Genomic DNA, 16,394 nt, shown 5'->3' with positions numbered 1-16,394 from the left:
CCCAATGCTTAATAGTTTATTAATAAACGCTTAATTCGGCAACTGTAATACCATTTCCTGCAATTACGTGCGCTGCTTCAAATTTAAAATATCGGGCTTTAACCGGTTGTTTTAAAATAACCGGCTGCTCAATCAGGCTTGCTTTAATGTTAGAAAATTCGCCCGAAGCTACTTTTTGCCATTCCTTGCCATCATTGCTGATATAGAATACATAGCTGTCTACTATTCCATCAAATTGTTTATCCTGGCGTGGCAAATAACCAAAAGCCTTTATTTCTTTAATGCTACCCAGATCAACACTTATCTGCTGAGGGAATGATGCGCTTTCCTGCTTTAAAGTACTGTAAAGAGAATGGCTGTTTTCGTCAATAGCATTTTCTGTCTGGTTGTCATTACTTGAGGCGCTTGCGTCTATGACTTTCCAGTCGGTTTTAGCATAGCCTAATGAAACAAAAGCAGATTCACTTTGCTGATCTTTTCCTTCAAAACCGCGTGCTTTTACCACTGCATCATCAGTTATACTAAAAGGTCCCTTATATAATGGAGACTTTAAAGTTGGCTCCTGCCCATTTAAAGTATAGTGAATAGAGTTTACGGGCGCTTCGGTTGTAATGCTTATTTCACCGCTTTTATTACGGCTGATCTTTGGAGCGCTTAAATGAACCGGTTCTTTATAAATACCAAAATCACTTAAAGCTATGGATGCTTGTGAACCCGTGATACGCAACCTTAACTTTGTTGCTGTTATATTTTGCGTTAATCGGATAAGCCGGTTCCCCCCTATGCTGGTTGCCGAAGCTATTTGCTTCCATTTGCCATTGGCAAAGGCGTCGACAGCAAGCGAATCAATGCGCTGTCCTAATTTGATGTTTTCACGCAGCCTGATCACGTTAAATATTTTAGGAGTATGCAGATCAATAGTTAGTTGAGGTGTTGTTACTTTGTCATCTGTCGCCCAATAGCTATAGCGATCATTATCCAACAAAAACTGCGGACCGTATTTAATCTTATTTCTACCACGTACATTACTGGCCGTAAGCGTTGCTCCTTTTGCCAGATTTGTTGCAAAGGTTTGCTTTAGTAACTGACCAAACTCTGTAAGCGATTTTACATCTATTTCATTAACAATCCCCCGCTGATCTGGCGATAAGCCCAAGTCAAGCGCTGCACCGCGGCCAACACTTTTGTAATACAGATCAAGTAAGGTATAGGGAGATTTCACTCCATCATCCTGTGTTTTGTGATAAAACCATCCTGGTCTTAATGATACATCACACTCAGCCGGCATCCAGTATTTACCATCGCGGGTGCCTTCTGTACCTTCATAGTCTTTAACATATCCGTTGCCTGGTTCTTTACCTTCATCCGGGGCATGTGGGGTATAAGTAGCCCAGCAGGTTTCACCGGCATGGCCTTCTTCATTACCTACCCAACGTATATCCGGGCCAACATCGCCAAATATCACAGCATTGGGCTGTAACTTGCGGGTAATACCCCAGGTATTTTTCCAGTCGTAGTAAGTGGAGCGGTCAATTTTACGAATTTCACGTTTGCCGCCATAGTAGCCGTCGCCGCCGTTAGCCCCGTCATGCCAGGAGATGAACAACGGGCCATAATGCGTGTACAGTTCCCGTAATTGGTTCTGGTATATTTTTAAATATTCTGGTGTACCGTAGTTGGGGTTGTTCCTGTCCCAGGGAGAGCAGTAAACGCCCAGTTTCATACCCAATTTATCACAGGCTTCCCGGTATTCCTGTAGTATATCGCCTTTGCCATTCTTGTATGGACTTTTGGATATGTTGTGTTCTGTTGTTTTGGTTGGCCAAAGGCAAAAACCATCATGGTGTTTTGCCACTACCACAACACCTTTAAATCCGCCGGCTTTGGCTGCGGCAACTATCTGCATGGCACTAAACTGTGATGGATTAAGCAATTTAGGATCCTCGTCACCATAGCCCCACTCTTTGTTAGTATAAGTATCCAGGCCATAGTGAATGATACAATACATCCCCATTTCCTGCCAGTTGAGTTGCCCCTGAGTTGGCAAAGGTCCAAAGGGTTTAGGAGGAGCCTGACTAAAGCTACGAACGCTAACGACAAATAGTAATACGAACAGAATAATCTTTTTCATTGCAGATATTTAATTTTTAAACCATTCGGCAGGAATATCCTGCCGGGCCGAACCATTTATACTATATTGGAGTTTAAGGGTAAAACCACCACCACCTTCAATAAAATCAAGCGCGAATGGGTGTAAACCCATTTTTAAGGCTGTCTGCCCGCTCCGTTCCTGTGCAGAATGGTTACCATCATTATCAACCACTGTTGCAGGGCCAATTTTTAATACGGCGCCATCATCGGCAGTTAAATAGAAGCTATAAATACCATCGGCAGGCACATCTATGTAGCCCTTATAGGCGATGCCAAATGATGGGGCTTTTACAGTTGAAGGTACCTCAATGGCCGTAGTTGTAAAAGTGCTATCAACGCTGGCTTTTTTCATCGGGGTGGTTTGTTTGAAGTAGGCTTTGTAATATTTGCAATCTAAGCCTGGTTTTGTGCTCCTTACTTTTACCGGTCCAAGCATATATTGTTTGGTGTAGTTTAAATTATAAACATCGCCACGTGTACCATTTGAAGTAAAGGCCGCAACCCGAACCAATTCGTTATTAGTTATACTTAATGCTGATGGCAATTCCCTTGATTTTGTATCGGGTAAAGAACCATCAGTTGTATAACGGATAATCAAAGAAGACAATGGCTTACTGATGCTTAAACTCCCCTCATCGGTAAACACGTAATTGTTTAATAGTCCGGGGAGGTCTGGTAAGCGATAGTTAATGTTCATGGCATCCATTCGGCTATACTGTTTTACCAAACGTTTTAGGTAAGAATCATATTTATCAGGCCGATTTGTCCACAGCATTTCTGCAAGAGCGGTAAGGCGGGGCATGTACATATAATCAGCCCTTTTTTCGGAAGGTATCATTTCTGTCCAGATATTGGCTTGTGCGCCGATGATAGATTTAGCTTCCTCAGCATTCAGAACTTTAGGAATAGGATTAAAATGATATACCTTATCGATGGAATATTGATCAGGCTGATTGTCAAAATATAAAGGCTCTCCAGGGGTCATGATCACCGTGTTGCCATTTTTAACCGCTTTCACTGGAGCATCGGGCACCCATGTGCGCCAATACATCACAATTGCCGTAGGACTGATACCACCCTCGATGATCTCGTCCCAACCGATCAACTTACGACCTTTAGAGTTAAAGAATTTCTCCATGCGATTGATAAAATAGCTTTGCAGAGCAGGCAGATCTTTAATCCCCTCACGTTCCATTAAGGCTTTACAATCTGCCGATTTACCCCAATCCGTGCGATCAACTTCGTCGCCACCAATATGGATGTATTGGGATGGAAAAATATCCATGATCTCGCTGAACACATTTTGAGCAAATTCATAGGTAGACTCCAATCCCGGGCAAATAGGTTTGGTAAACAGCTTACCCCACGAATTTTCACCGTTACAGGTTAAAAAAGGATAAGAGTTAATAGCAGCCATCATGTGACCGGGCATGTCAATTTCGGGTATGATGTCGATATGGCGGGCCGCGGCATAAGCTACCACTCCCTTCATTTCCTGCTGGGTATAAAAACCACCGTACATAGTTTTGCCATTGCGCTGAACGATATGTTCTTTATCGATCACAAAATCTGGATTGTCCTTAGCCTTTTTCATGCAAGCTGAGTCCTGGTTGTTAAAAGTGCGCCAGGCTCCCTCTTCGGTTAACTTCGGATATTTTTTAATCTCGATACGCCAACCCTGATCATCAGTCAAATGCAGGTGAAGCTTGTTCATTTTGTAAAGCGCCATCCTGTCGATAAACTTTTTCAGATAAGTAACCGAAAAAAAATGCCGGGAAACATCCAGATGCATGCCACGCCAGGCATAAGCCGGTTGATCCTGAATAGTTACAACTGGTAATAGTAAAGTCTTACTTGCTTTACCTTTTTCGATAGAAACAGGCAACAATTGACGGATAGTTTCAATCCCATGAAATATACCGGCCGGCTCCTTGGCCGCAATAACAACCTGCTGTTTGCTAATGGTCAATTTATAAGCTTCGGGCGTTGTTAATGAAACATCGTATACCAAATTAATGACATTGGCTTTATTGCCCTTCGCTAGTTTTTTGCCTAAACCTTTTAGCAATAACTGATTGAGTTGGTTGGCTTCGCCGGTAAATTCTTTAGCGGTTGTGATGCTTGTTTTATTGTTGATACTAAAAGTGCCCTTTCCAGCTACCAATTGCGTTGGATAGGGTATCAAGGGGAACCGGGATGCTGTTTCCTGTGCGCTCACAGTACTAATACAAGCAAGTATTAACGCCGCTGCCGACAAACATTTTGAGATAGTTTTCATTTTTTCTGTTTGTTATTTGTCGATAGATATAGTTCGTTCAGTTACGTTCCACCCACCCACTGTTACTGTAAGATTCTTTTTACCGGAGTTTTTATAATCAATGATCACTTTTTTCTCCTGACCTGGTAAAACGGTGATATAATTATCGCTGTAAAAAGCGGGCAATACCCTTTGTTTAGTATCAGCATCTGTTAATGATAGCCTGTTAAAAAATGCCAGGGGGCCATTACCTGTATTGGTTAAGGTTACTTCTACCCTATCCGTACTTAGATATTTAGCCGAAGTATTTAAGTTTCCTTTTGGCATGTTCTGTAACCCGGAGTAGTTTCCATTCCCGTCAGGTATCCAATAAATATTTTCGCTGAGGGTCTTTTTATCTTTGTCCAATAACTGCAGACAAAGGAAGGCGCCTTTATCTTTGGCTAACTTACTCATTTCCCCTTTTAACGATAAATAACGCTTAACCGTGGTTGGTGTAACATCAGAAAAAACCTGGGTAAGCATTTTTTCTTTTCCATCCATATCGTAAGCTTTGGCTACCAGCATCATATTTGTATGGCTTTTAAAAGTATTGTTTGCTACCATCACCATGCCATCTGTAGGATCATACATAATATGCAGAGGTTCGCTGCCACTGTGTAAGCCATACAGACAAGCATTAGGGTCCAGGTAATAATCATACATCTGGCCGCGCATGGCTGTCCACGGATTTTGTGTTTTCCAGATTATGGTACCGGTGTACCACTCCCACATGTGTGAGCTGAAACCTTCCATCAGGCCACGATACTGATCATAATTAACCAATTGCGCTTTTGTGGCAAAGTCTTCTACATCTTTTGCTTTGCCATATTTATCAATAAAACCATCATAGCCAATATATTTATGATAATCCCAAACAGAATCGGTTTTGGTTTTACCTGTTGCTTCATCATACTCGGGCAATACCATGTTTTTAGCCGGGATAAATCTTTTGAGTGATTCATAATCACTTACTCCTACTGAACCGACCTCTGAGTTAAATGGATAGGTTTTGTGCGCCCAAAAAGTTGAAAGAGGCTGAATTCCGTATGGCCCATCGCCATTGCCACCCAGTGCATTACGTGACATTTCCTCGGAATTGGAATAAGGAATAAACCAACGGGTATTATCTAATTTGGGCATAATGCTATCACGCAAAGCTATCAGCATATCCTCTGGTGGAGTTATCTCATTACCGCCGCACCAAAGGGCTAATGAAGGATAATTACGTACTAACTTAACCTGATCTTCAATTGATTTAAGATACAAGCCGTGATCATCAGGGTATTTTCTGCGAGTCCATTGATCATCCAGCTTCATTGGATCGGTCCAGCGGCCGTTACAATCCCCCGATCCCCACATATCCTGAAAAACCAGCATACCGTACCGGTCACAGGCTTCATAAAATTCAGGACGTTCAATCAAGGCGCCCCCCCAAACCCTAATGAGGTTAAGGTTCATATCGCGATGGAAACGCACTTCGGCATCATAACGAGCATCCGAAAAACGTAACATTTCATCAGATACTATCCAGTTACCACCTTTAATAAATATTTTCTGCCCATTGATATTGATTTGTCTGCTCTCCGTACGCGCGTTCCACTCTGTAGTGATCTGTCTTACCCCTACTTTTATATCATCCTGGTCAGATACTTTGCTGGCTTCGGTTACAAACTGCAGCTTCATTGGATAAAGATGCTGTGCGCCATATCCGTTAGGCCACCAGAGTTTTGGATTTTTTAAGGAGTAATCATTTAATTGTACCGTTTGTGTCGAATTGGCTTTGATTGTAACTTTTTTCGACACAATATTGCCATCCAAAGTATATTTTAGTTCGCCGCTAACAGACACATTACTTGCGTTTTGCAAATCTGCAGATACCTGAATAATAGCCGGTTGCTGCGGGCCCTCTGTTTGCCTTACACCCGGCACCAGGGTTACAATGTGTGGGTCTTTTATGCGTACTGCGCCTGTTTTTTCTATTATCACCTTATCCCAGATGCCGGTATTACGATCCTTAATAGGCTGTATCCAATCCCAACCTGCGGTATATTGTATTCCAACATTACGGGCGATAGTTCCGTCACCACCCTGGCCTCCATTGGGGTTACCCACTACATCGGGAGGGTAAACAATAACAGCGATCCTGTTATTACCATCTTTAGCCATCCAATTGGTAATGTTATACGACTGGCGTAAAAACATACCTGTATGCGGTTTGCCATTTAATTTATGACCATTTAAAAATACATCACAACTGTAATTAACACCTCTGAAATTTAGATAAGCCTGATTACTACCTGTGGGTTTCGTTTCTTTAAAGTCCTTCACAAACCAATAAGTATAGTAATCGCGACCGGTTTTGTAAATGTCAGGGATCTGTTCATTGTTCATACCATAAAATGGATCGGGCATTTTATGGGAAGCTATCAAACTGGTTAATACCGTGCCCGGGACAACAGCAGGCATCCATGTGCTTATATTAAAGGTAGTACGTGAAATATCTGCTCCTGCTTCCTTTACATTACTTATCGGGGCGCATTTCCAATCTTCATTTAGTTCATACTTACTTTGTGCATTTACTGTAATGTTTTGAAAAATAACATAGAATATGAACAATGTTATTCTTGGGAATTTAAAAGATACAGATTTAATAGCCGGACAATTTTTTTCCATTATTTAGGTGGGGTGATGGTTTCAAAATTAAGCACTGCGATTAACGCAGAATTATACTTGTTTGGTAATTTGATGTGGTTTTTTATCCTTTATTTAATATACCAATTTAAAACAGGCCGCCTCATTTAAACTGCTGTTTTGTTGTAAACTGGCAGGGATACTGATCACTACTTCGTCATTTTGTTGTTTCCATTTTAAGTTCTGTTTGCTTCCTAACAAGGTTACTTTCCTCGGCTTAGCGGCTTTGATCGAAACAGTTGCAGGCAGCGTTACTTTATCCTGATCAGATAACATAAAAGCGTATATTGCTTTATCATTTTTTGCCTTAGTATAGAAAATATTACCCGTTGAATATGGTGCAACTGATTTGGAGTTATAGATACCCTCGCCATTAATCTTGATCCAGGCGCTTATACCTTTTAAACGTTCATAAGCTACAGGATCCCAATCACCATCAGGGCCGGGGCCTATGTTCATCAGTAAGTTACCACCACGCGAAACTATCTTAACCAGCAGCTGTACAATTTGCTGTACTGATTTATAATGGTCGCCTGGTACATAACTCCAGGAATTACCCATAGTAATGCAGCTTTCCCAGGGATGATCAAGCGGGACTTCGGGTACCTCCTGCTCTGGGGTTGTATAGTTTTCATATTGACCGGATACTGTACGGTCAACAACGATCAGGCCTGGCTGTTTTTGTCTACCCATAGCAGCAATTTTTGGCATATCAATATCTTGGTCATATTGAATACCCCGCTGCCACTCAACAGAGGTATCAATACTGCTTTTAGGACGAACCCATCCTCCATCGAGCCACAGAATGTCTACTTTTCCATAGCCTGTCATCAATTCACTGATCTGGTTATAAGTAAAATCCTTAAATTTCTGCCAGCGCTCCGGATGCTTTTTAGGATCATAGTTCACATTGCGATCCTTTGGCGGAAAGTATGGCCACCAATAGTTCTCCGTATGCCAATCAGGCTTTGAAAAATAAGCACCTATCATAAAGTTTTCTTTACGAAAGGCATTGAATATCTCCTTAGTTACGTTGCTTCTTTGATTAGTTGAAAACGGTGTTTTTGTACTGGTAATCTTATAATCAGTTTCTTTGGTATCAAACATGCAAAAACCATCATGGTGCTTTGTTGTAAATATCACATACTTCATACCGGCGTCTTTTGCCGCCTGCACCCATTTCTCAGGATTAAACTTTACCGGATTAAATGTGGTTTGCAGGTTTTCATAGGCTGTTTTATAACCATTATATGTAGCTCCGTACGGGCCGCGACGCTGCGTCCAACCCTCATCTTCGGGGCAAATGCTCCAACTTTCAACCACGCCCCACTGACTGTAGGTTCCCCAATGCATAAAAAGCCCGAATTTGAGATCCTGCCATTCGGCTAATTTTTGTTCAACCAATGGATCTCCGGGAGCGACATACTGTTTGGAAACATTGTGTTTTTGCGCCATTAGGGATGCGCTAAAAAAGCTTAAAACAAGAAACGTAAAGATTTTTTTCATGTTAAATGGAGTTTAATATAACTGACAACAATAATAGGTGTATTGCTTACACTTTTTAAATTTTTTTAATAAATATTGAAACTTTGCCAATAAAATTTCCTTTTTAGCAATTAATGTTTTATTATTGTTAGACTGATATTAAGATTTAAATTTAAGTAATTAATTAAAATCCGGGGTTTTGAAAGACAAAAAGGTTGATACACTGAACTTGTGGAAACTCATTTGTAACAATGATGACGAAAAAGCCTTTGAGCTTTTATTTCATTTATTAAATAATTCACTTACTAAATTTTGTATCCTGTATGTTAATCAGCGGGAAATAGCAGAAGAGATCGTATCCGATGTGTTTGTTAAATGCTGGTTAAACCGAAAAACCTTAACCGAAATATTAAACCCTGAAACCTACCTGTTTGTCGCTGTAAAAAACCAATCCTTAAATCACATTAAAAAATATTCCAGTATCCACCTGGTACAGATCGAAGAAACCAATTCTGTTAATTTTGTAAACACATACAATCCCCAAAGAGAAATTGAGAATAAGGAATTGATCTTCAGAATGGATAAGGCCATTACCGCACTCCCTCAGCAATGCCGTATCGTGTTCCGGCTGATCAAAGAGGATGGAATGAAATATAAAGAAGTTGCCGAAATTTTAAATATATCCCCACGTACCGTACAAACACAGCTTTTTAGGGCTGTTAAAAAATTAAGTATCGTTCTGAGTAATTACAATAAGTTGAACAACCCAGAAGTGCGTACCAACAATATATTCAAGGCATTAAGTGTGACTATTGGTATTTTGCAACTATTTTTTATAAACTTGTAGGTATTTTATCAAAAATAGTTGTCCACCTATAAAAGCACGAAATATCAAAAATGGGCAATGATAGATTTATAGAGCTGGTTAGTAAAAAATTAACCAATGAAATCAGCTCTGAAGAAAGCGAAGAGCTTCAACATTGCTTAAACTCCGACGAAATAAATCGCCGTGATTTTGAGTTCCTTAATATTTATTGGAATAGTAACGATACCGAATTTGCAGATAATGCTCTGGCATTTCAAAAAATAATAACAAAGATCAAGAGTCAGGAAACAAATTCACCTGCTATTTTGGCCTCAAAAAACTTTTACCTGTATATTTGGCGTGCAGCCGCAGCTATTATTTTGCTGGCAGGTTGTTCCTGGCTTTTTTATTCCAGATTTGTTAGTAAAAGGATTAACCCACTTACCACTGCTCCAAATGCATGGCAAAACAAAAACACGGTAAAACGTGAAAAATCAACTATTGTACTTACAGATGGTACACGAATTACCTTAAACTCGCAAAGCACACTTAAATATCCAGCAATATTCACTGGTAAAACCCGTGAAGTTTACTTAAGCGGCGAGGCCTTTTTTGATGTGCATAAAGATCACGAACATCCATTCATTATTCATACGGAGAAAATGAATATTAAGGTATTGGGTACAGCTTTTAATGTAAAATCATATCCCAATGATCCTCAAAGTGAGACTACACTCATTAGGGGAACTATAGAAGTTACACTTGATGACAGGCCTTCTGATCGTATCATATTGAAACCAAGTGAAAAGCTGATTGTAAAAAATGGTTTATTCAAAACTGTGCATCGAAATACGGCTAAACTTAAATCTGCCGAAACAAATTCCGGTATGCAGTACGTACTTACTACCTTTACCCGATTGCCACAGGACGACAGCACGATCATTGAAACTTCATGGACACAAAATAAATTCGTTTTCAGGGATGAAAATTTCACTAATCTGGCATATCGCATGGAAAGATGGTATGGAGTAGACATTAAATTTAAAAATGATGCTTTAAAGCAATACCGGTTTAGTGGAGTATTTGAAAAGGAAACTGTAAACCAGGCCCTCAACGCGCTACGCATGACCGAAAATTTTAATTATAAGATTAAAAACTCAACCATTTATATTTATTAGATTGCCTATGATATTAAAGTTTACTTAATATTTAAGAGCTTGCCAATGATGTAACAAATTTCTGAAAAGCGGACAATTGTTACATTTTTTTTATATAATTACCCTCACCTGTAAGGGGTCTGGCAGACCTATCTATTCCTTATTAAAATTTATGTAAATTTAAAACACAACGACGGTGTAAAGGCAAATATTGACTATAATGTCCTTATTGATAAATGAAATTAACTTGTACTTTAATAATATTCTTTAATTTTCTATTTCTAAGCTCTTATGCCCAAACACGTGTAACCATTAATCTGCAATCAGCCGATTTCAGGAAGGTATTATCAATCATTGAACATCAGAGCAGTTATCACTTTGTTTATAGCGAACGCAAAGTGCCTGTAATGAAAAAGGTAACTATTGATGTAAATGATGAAGAAGTTATAAAAGTATTAGACAAGATATTACTAAACTCCGGCTTTGCATATACCGAGCTTGCCAATCACCTCGTTGTTATAGCTCCCACCACGGAGATCATCAATGTAATAAAGATCAGTGGCCTGGTTACTAATGAAAAAGGGGAACCCCTGGCAGGCGCCACCGTAATGGTAAAAGGCTCAACTGCAGGCACACCCACTGGTGCCGACGGTTCTTTTTCATTAGAAGCGCCAGAGAACTCCATACTGAGAGTGAGTTATATAGGCTATCAAACCAAGGAGACAAAAGTAGCAGGAACTACCCCCTGTATTGTACAATTATCTGTTAGCAATATACTTAACGAGGTAGTTGTTACAGCGCTTGGCATAAAAAAAGATGAAAGAAAACTGGGATATTCTGTAAACACCATTAGTGGAGACCTGCTTGATAAAGCTAAAGAAACCAACATAGCCTACTCTCTTGAAGGACGGATTGCCGGTTTAAGTATCAGTGGTATCAACGGCGGGCCGGGCTCATCAGCACGTATATTATTAAGGGGGGTAACCAGTTTTGGCGCCGCATCCCCCCTTTTCATCATCAATGGCATCCCAATTGATAATACACAAAGAGGTAGTGCGAATGAATGGGGTGGTGCTGATTTTGGCGACGGTATAAGTAATATTAACCCTGACGATGTGGAAAGTTTAACCGTGTTAAAAGGGCAATCAGCATCAGCGCTATATGGAGCGAGGGCAGCTAACGGCGTTATTTTGATAGTTACCAAAGGCAATAAAAAAAACGCAGGCTTCGGCGTTGAAGTTAATAGTAATTATCAAATTGAAAAGGCTGTTAATACGCTTAATTTCCAAACCGTTTACGGCCAGGGTGAGCAAGGCCAAAGACCGCAAAATATTAACAGTGCCATATCAACAGGCAACCTGGGCTGGGGCGAAAAGCTGGACGGTAAACCTACCATTCAGTTCGATGGCAAATATTACCCCTACTCGGCTGTAAATGATAATATAAATAAATTTTATCGTACCGGTTACTCCAATACCAATACGGTAGCATTTAGCAGCGGCGGAGAAACCGGTGGCTTCAGGCTTTCCCTTTCAAATCTTAGCAACAATGCTATTGTTCACAGCAGTGATTTATCACGTAAAACAGTAAATCTTACTGCTAACCAAAATATATCGCAAAAGCTAAGTTTAAATTTAGTAGCCAATTATATTTTGGAGTCATCTGACCTTAAACCAAATTTAAGCGACGGGCCAATGAATCCAAATAATATAGAATATCTGGCAGCTAATGAAAATCAGGCTGCGCTATCTCCGGGCACAAATGCAGATGGTTCTGAATTACGTTGGGGTAACGATCAATACATCACAAATCCATATTTCGTTATCAATAGATTCGTTAACAATGTGAGCCGTCAGCGACTTATTGCCGCTATTGTGGTAAAATACAATTTTAATAATTGGTTATATGCCCAGGCAAGATTGGGAGATGATGTTTTATATGATAAAAGATTAACGGTTACTCCTACCGGTACTGCCTATATATCCGGCGGATCTGGGGCGCTTGATGAACAATCCCAAACACAACGATCTGAGTTAAACACAGATATACTTATTGGTGCAAAACACGATATTATTAAAAATCTGCTTAATTTTGATATATCCGGAGGTGCCAGTATACGTAAAAACAGTTATGAGTATACTAAACTTTTTGGAGGCCCGTTCATCATACCATATTTTTATAGTTATGAAAATTTAAGCGTTAAAAACAGCAGCTATAGTTACAAAAGCAGCGAAACCCATTCTGCATACTATACAGCAGACTTTTCAATCAAAAAATACCTTACCATTAATAATACAGGCAGGTATGACGTTTACTCTACCCTGCCTGCAGGTTATCGCGGTATATTTACGCCATCTGTATCAGCCAGTCTGATGTTTTCCGAATTAACACATATACCAACACTTGATTTTGGTAAACTTCGTGTTTCTTACGCTCAAACCAGCGGAGAGCCTTCCGACACTTACATTACATCCCAATATTATACCATCAATAATTCTGTTAATGGTGTACCTGCAGCTGGTTTTTCTAATACGCTTCCTAATTTGTTTTTAAAACCTTATACCTTAACCGAAACTGAAGTTGGTATCGATCTTAAATTTTTGAATGGCCGCTTAGGTTTTGATGCTGCTTTTTTTCATCGAAAAACAAGAAATGAAATAATTAAGGGTGATCTGGATATATCGTCGGGCTTTACCACAAGGTTTATTGGTACAGGATCTACCCAAAATAACGGTATTGAGATTGAATTAAATGGAACTCCTTTTAAAACAATTAATTTTGTTTGGAACCCTTCCTTTAATTTTACTTATGTACAAAATAAGATCCTTCAAACCGATGGTACTCCCCAATCAGCAAATATCAGTTTTGGAACTTACCGGCCATTGAATGCCACAACAGCCTTAGTTAAAGGTTTACCCGGGCCGCAAATTATGGCCAATGACTATTTACGTAACGGAAACGGACAGATTATATTTGATGCTAATGGATTGCCTCTGGCTGGCTCCCGGGTACCTTTGGGGAGCGCTGTACCTAAAATTTATGGTGGCCTTAACAATAATTTTACTTATAAAAACCTGAACCTTTCCTTTCTGATTGATTACCGTTACGGGAACAAAATCCTATCAGCCACTAACTACAATAGTATTTACCGGGGGCTGAACAAATTAACGCTTGTTGGTCGTGAAGGAGGTGTTGTTGGCGATGGCGTAACGTTAACCGGGGCTAAAAACACAATAGCGGTGCCTGCCGAAAATTACTACCAGGCACTGGCGCAGAACATATCAGCATTAAATGTGCTGGATGGTAGTTTTATTAAACTGCGACAAGTTACTCTTGGATATACTTTTTCAAAAGGAGTATTAAGAAGTTCGCCGTTTGATGGCATAACCGTATCTTTAGTGGGTCGTAATCTCTGGACTATTATGAAACATTCAGACAATATCGACCCGGAATCGGGCTTTTCGCCGGATATCAAATATGCGGGTATTGAAGGCGCGAGCTTACCCCCCACTCACACATATGGAATCAACATTAATATTAAACTCAAAAAGTAATTACAAAAAAATGGCTACAACCATAAAAAAAATTATCAGACCGTCTGTCGCTATGATGGCTATGCTGCTTATTACCATTACAACTCAGGCACAGCAAAAACTACTTTATAAGGACAATTCGCAATCGATTGAAATAAGAGTAAAAGATCTTTTATCCAAACTTACATTAGAAGAGAAAATCTCACTTCTGGGCTATCGCAGCCAGGCAGTACCCCGTTTGGGTATACCAGCCTATAACTGGTGGAATGAAGCCTTGCACGGTGTAGCCCGCGCTGGTGAAGCTACCATATTTCCGCAGGCCATAGGTATGTCCGCAACATTTAATGATGATCTTTTAAAGCAGGTATCAACAGTTATATCAACAGAGGCAAGGGCTAAATATAACCTGGCTATAGCTCAAGACAGGCACTTACAATACATGGGACTAACATTCTGGACGCCCAATATCAACATCTTCCGTGATCCACGCTGGGGCCGGGGGCAGGAAACTTATGGAGAGGATCCATTTTTAACCGGTCGTATGGGTTCGGCGTTTGTTAAGGGATTGCAGGGAGATGATCCACGCTACCTAAAGACCTCCGCTACCGCCAAGCACTTCGCCGTTCATAGCGGCCCTGAGGCCGACCGTGATCGTTTTGACGCAAAAGTGGATGAAAAGGACCTGCGCGAAACTTATTTATATGCTTTTCACGAGCTGGTAGGTGCTGGAGTAGAATCGGTAATGAGTGCTTATAACCGGGTAAACGGTGTACCCAATTCTATCAATAAAGTATTGCTTACTGACATTTTACGTAAAGAATGGGGCTTTAAAGGGCATGTAGTTACCGATTGCGGCGCGCTCGATGATGTTTACCTTACCCATAAAACTTTGCCAACAGCAGTTGAAGTTGCAGCCGCAGCATTAAAAGCTGGTGTCAATTTGGATTGTTCTTCTATATTGCAGAACGATGGGTTGAAAGCTATCCAACAAAAACTGTTAACCGAGAAAGATGTGGATGTTGCATTGGGCCCTATTTTACGCACTGAATTTAAATTGGGTTTTTATGACGATCCTTCGCTCAATCCTTATCATGGTTATGGTGTAGATAGTATTCATAATACGCAGCATATAGCTCTTGCCCGTAAAGTAGCGCAGCAAAGTATGGTATTACTAAAAAACGATAAGAATATTTTACCATTGAGCAAAGCCAATGTATCCAGTATTATGGTGGTAGGTCCTAACGCTGCATCTCTTGATGCTATGGTAGCCAATTATCACGGAACGAGCAGCAAAGTGATCAACTTTGTAGAAGGTATTACCGCTGCAGTTAGTAAATCGACACGGGTTGAGTATGATCTGGGGTGTGATTATAAAGATACTACTCATTTCGGTGGTACCTGGGCTGCGGGCAATGCCGATGTTACCATTGCGGTTATTGGCCTTTCGCCGGTATTAGAAGGCGAGGCCGGCGACGCGTTTTTATCAAACAGCGGCGGCGACAAAAAAGACCTGAGCTTGCCTGCCAGCGAGATCGCATTTATAAAAGCGTTAAGAAAAGGTGTTAAAACCAAGCCAATTATTGCTGTGATCACCGCAGGTAGCGACATTGATGTTTCGGCTATTGAGCCTTATGTCGATGCGGTTATATTTGCCTGGTACCCTGGAGAACAAGGAGGTAATGCGCTTGCCGATATTATATTTGGCGATGTGTCCCCTTCTGGTCACTTACCACTTACTTTTTATAAAGACATGAGTAATCTGCCTGCTTATCAGGATTACAATATGAAGGGTCGTACCTATAGGTATTATGACGGCCCGGTTCAGTATCCGTTCGGATTTGGCTTAAGCTATACATCATTTGCTTATACCTTGGATAGCAAACTAAAAAACTCCTACAAAAAAGCAGATACGCTATCCATAACAGTTAATGTAAAAAATATCGGTAAAATGAATGGTGATGAGGTTGTTCAGGCCTATGTTGAATACCCTAAATTAAACAGGATGCCAATTAAAGAGTTAAAAAGCTTTAAACGGATCAGTCTGGCAAAAGATAGTGAAGGATCGGTTACACTAAAAATACCTGTTCAGGATCTGCAAAAATGGGATATGGCCTCTCATCAATGGAAAATATATCCCGGCAAATACAAATTAGTGCTGGGCAGTAACTCTGCTGATGAAAAGGCAAGTCTTGATTTTACTGTAGCTAAGTAATATATATGATGAGGTTTAATATCCTGAACAGTTCAGGATATTAAACCTCATTTACAATGTA

General features: G+C 40.3%; 8 protein-coding genes. 4 read left to right on the top strand and 4 right to left on the bottom strand.

From position 1 onward, the window contains the following. Positions 1-19: 19 nt before the first annotated feature. The 4 genes from ACNURT_RS14120 to ACNURT_RS14105 all read right to left on the bottom strand — a co-directional run bounded on the left by ACNURT_RS14120 (position 20) and on the right by ACNURT_RS14105 (position 8,647). Entirely contained in the window at positions 20-2,131 is a 2,112-nt protein-coding gene (locus ACNURT_RS14120) for an alpha-L-fucosidase (protein ID WP_419698217.1), read from the bottom strand. A gap of 9 nt (positions 2,132-2,140) precedes the next feature. Beyond that, on the bottom strand, positions 2,141-4,429 hold the full coding sequence (locus ACNURT_RS14115; protein ID WP_419698216.1) for a family 20 glycosylhydrolase: 2,289 nt from the start codon (positions 4,427-4,429) through the stop codon (positions 2,141-2,143). 12 nt (positions 4,430-4,441) lie between these two features. Next, positions 4,442-7,123: a glycoside hydrolase family 2 protein gene (locus ACNURT_RS14110; protein ID WP_419698215.1), complete on the bottom strand. Its 2,682-nt coding sequence runs from the start codon at positions 7,121-7,123 to the stop codon at positions 4,442-4,444. A 93-nt stretch (positions 7,124-7,216) separates the two neighbouring features. Further along, positions 7,217-8,647, bottom strand: coding sequence for an alpha-L-fucosidase (locus ACNURT_RS14105; protein WP_419698214.1), 1,431 nt, complete (start codon positions 8,645-8,647; stop codon positions 7,217-7,219). A 178-nt stretch (positions 8,648-8,825) separates the two neighbouring features. Between ACNURT_RS14105 and ACNURT_RS14100 the strand changes: the two genes are divergently transcribed. From ACNURT_RS14100 to ACNURT_RS14085, 4 genes are all read left to right on the top strand, one after another. Beyond that, entirely contained in the window at positions 8,826-9,473 is a 648-nt protein-coding gene (locus tag ACNURT_RS14100; protein ID WP_419698213.1) for an RNA polymerase sigma-70 factor, read from the top strand. Between the two features lie 50 nt (positions 9,474-9,523). Further along, entirely contained in the window at positions 9,524-10,609 is a 1,086-nt protein-coding gene (locus ACNURT_RS14095; protein ID WP_419698212.1) for a FecR family protein, read from the top strand. Between the two features lie 215 nt (positions 10,610-10,824). Then, on the top strand, positions 10,825-14,142 hold the full coding sequence (locus tag ACNURT_RS14090; protein WP_419698211.1) for a SusC/RagA family TonB-linked outer membrane protein: 3,318 nt from the start codon (positions 10,825-10,827) through the stop codon (positions 14,140-14,142). Positions 14,143-14,152: 10 nt separating this feature from the next. Then, entirely contained in the window at positions 14,153-16,333 is a 2,181-nt protein-coding gene (locus ACNURT_RS14085; protein WP_419698210.1) for a glycoside hydrolase family 3 N-terminal domain-containing protein, read from the top strand. The last annotated feature ends 61 nt before the right edge of the window (positions 16,334-16,394 follow it).

Origin of the sequence: Mucilaginibacter sp. NFX135 (assembly GCF_048565145.1) — a bacterium.
GTDB lineage: Bacteria > Bacteroidota > Bacteroidia > Sphingobacteriales > Sphingobacteriaceae > Mucilaginibacter.
The sequence above is the reverse complement of the archived record's forward strand: the minus strand, read 5'-3'. Positions and strand labels throughout refer to the sequence as shown.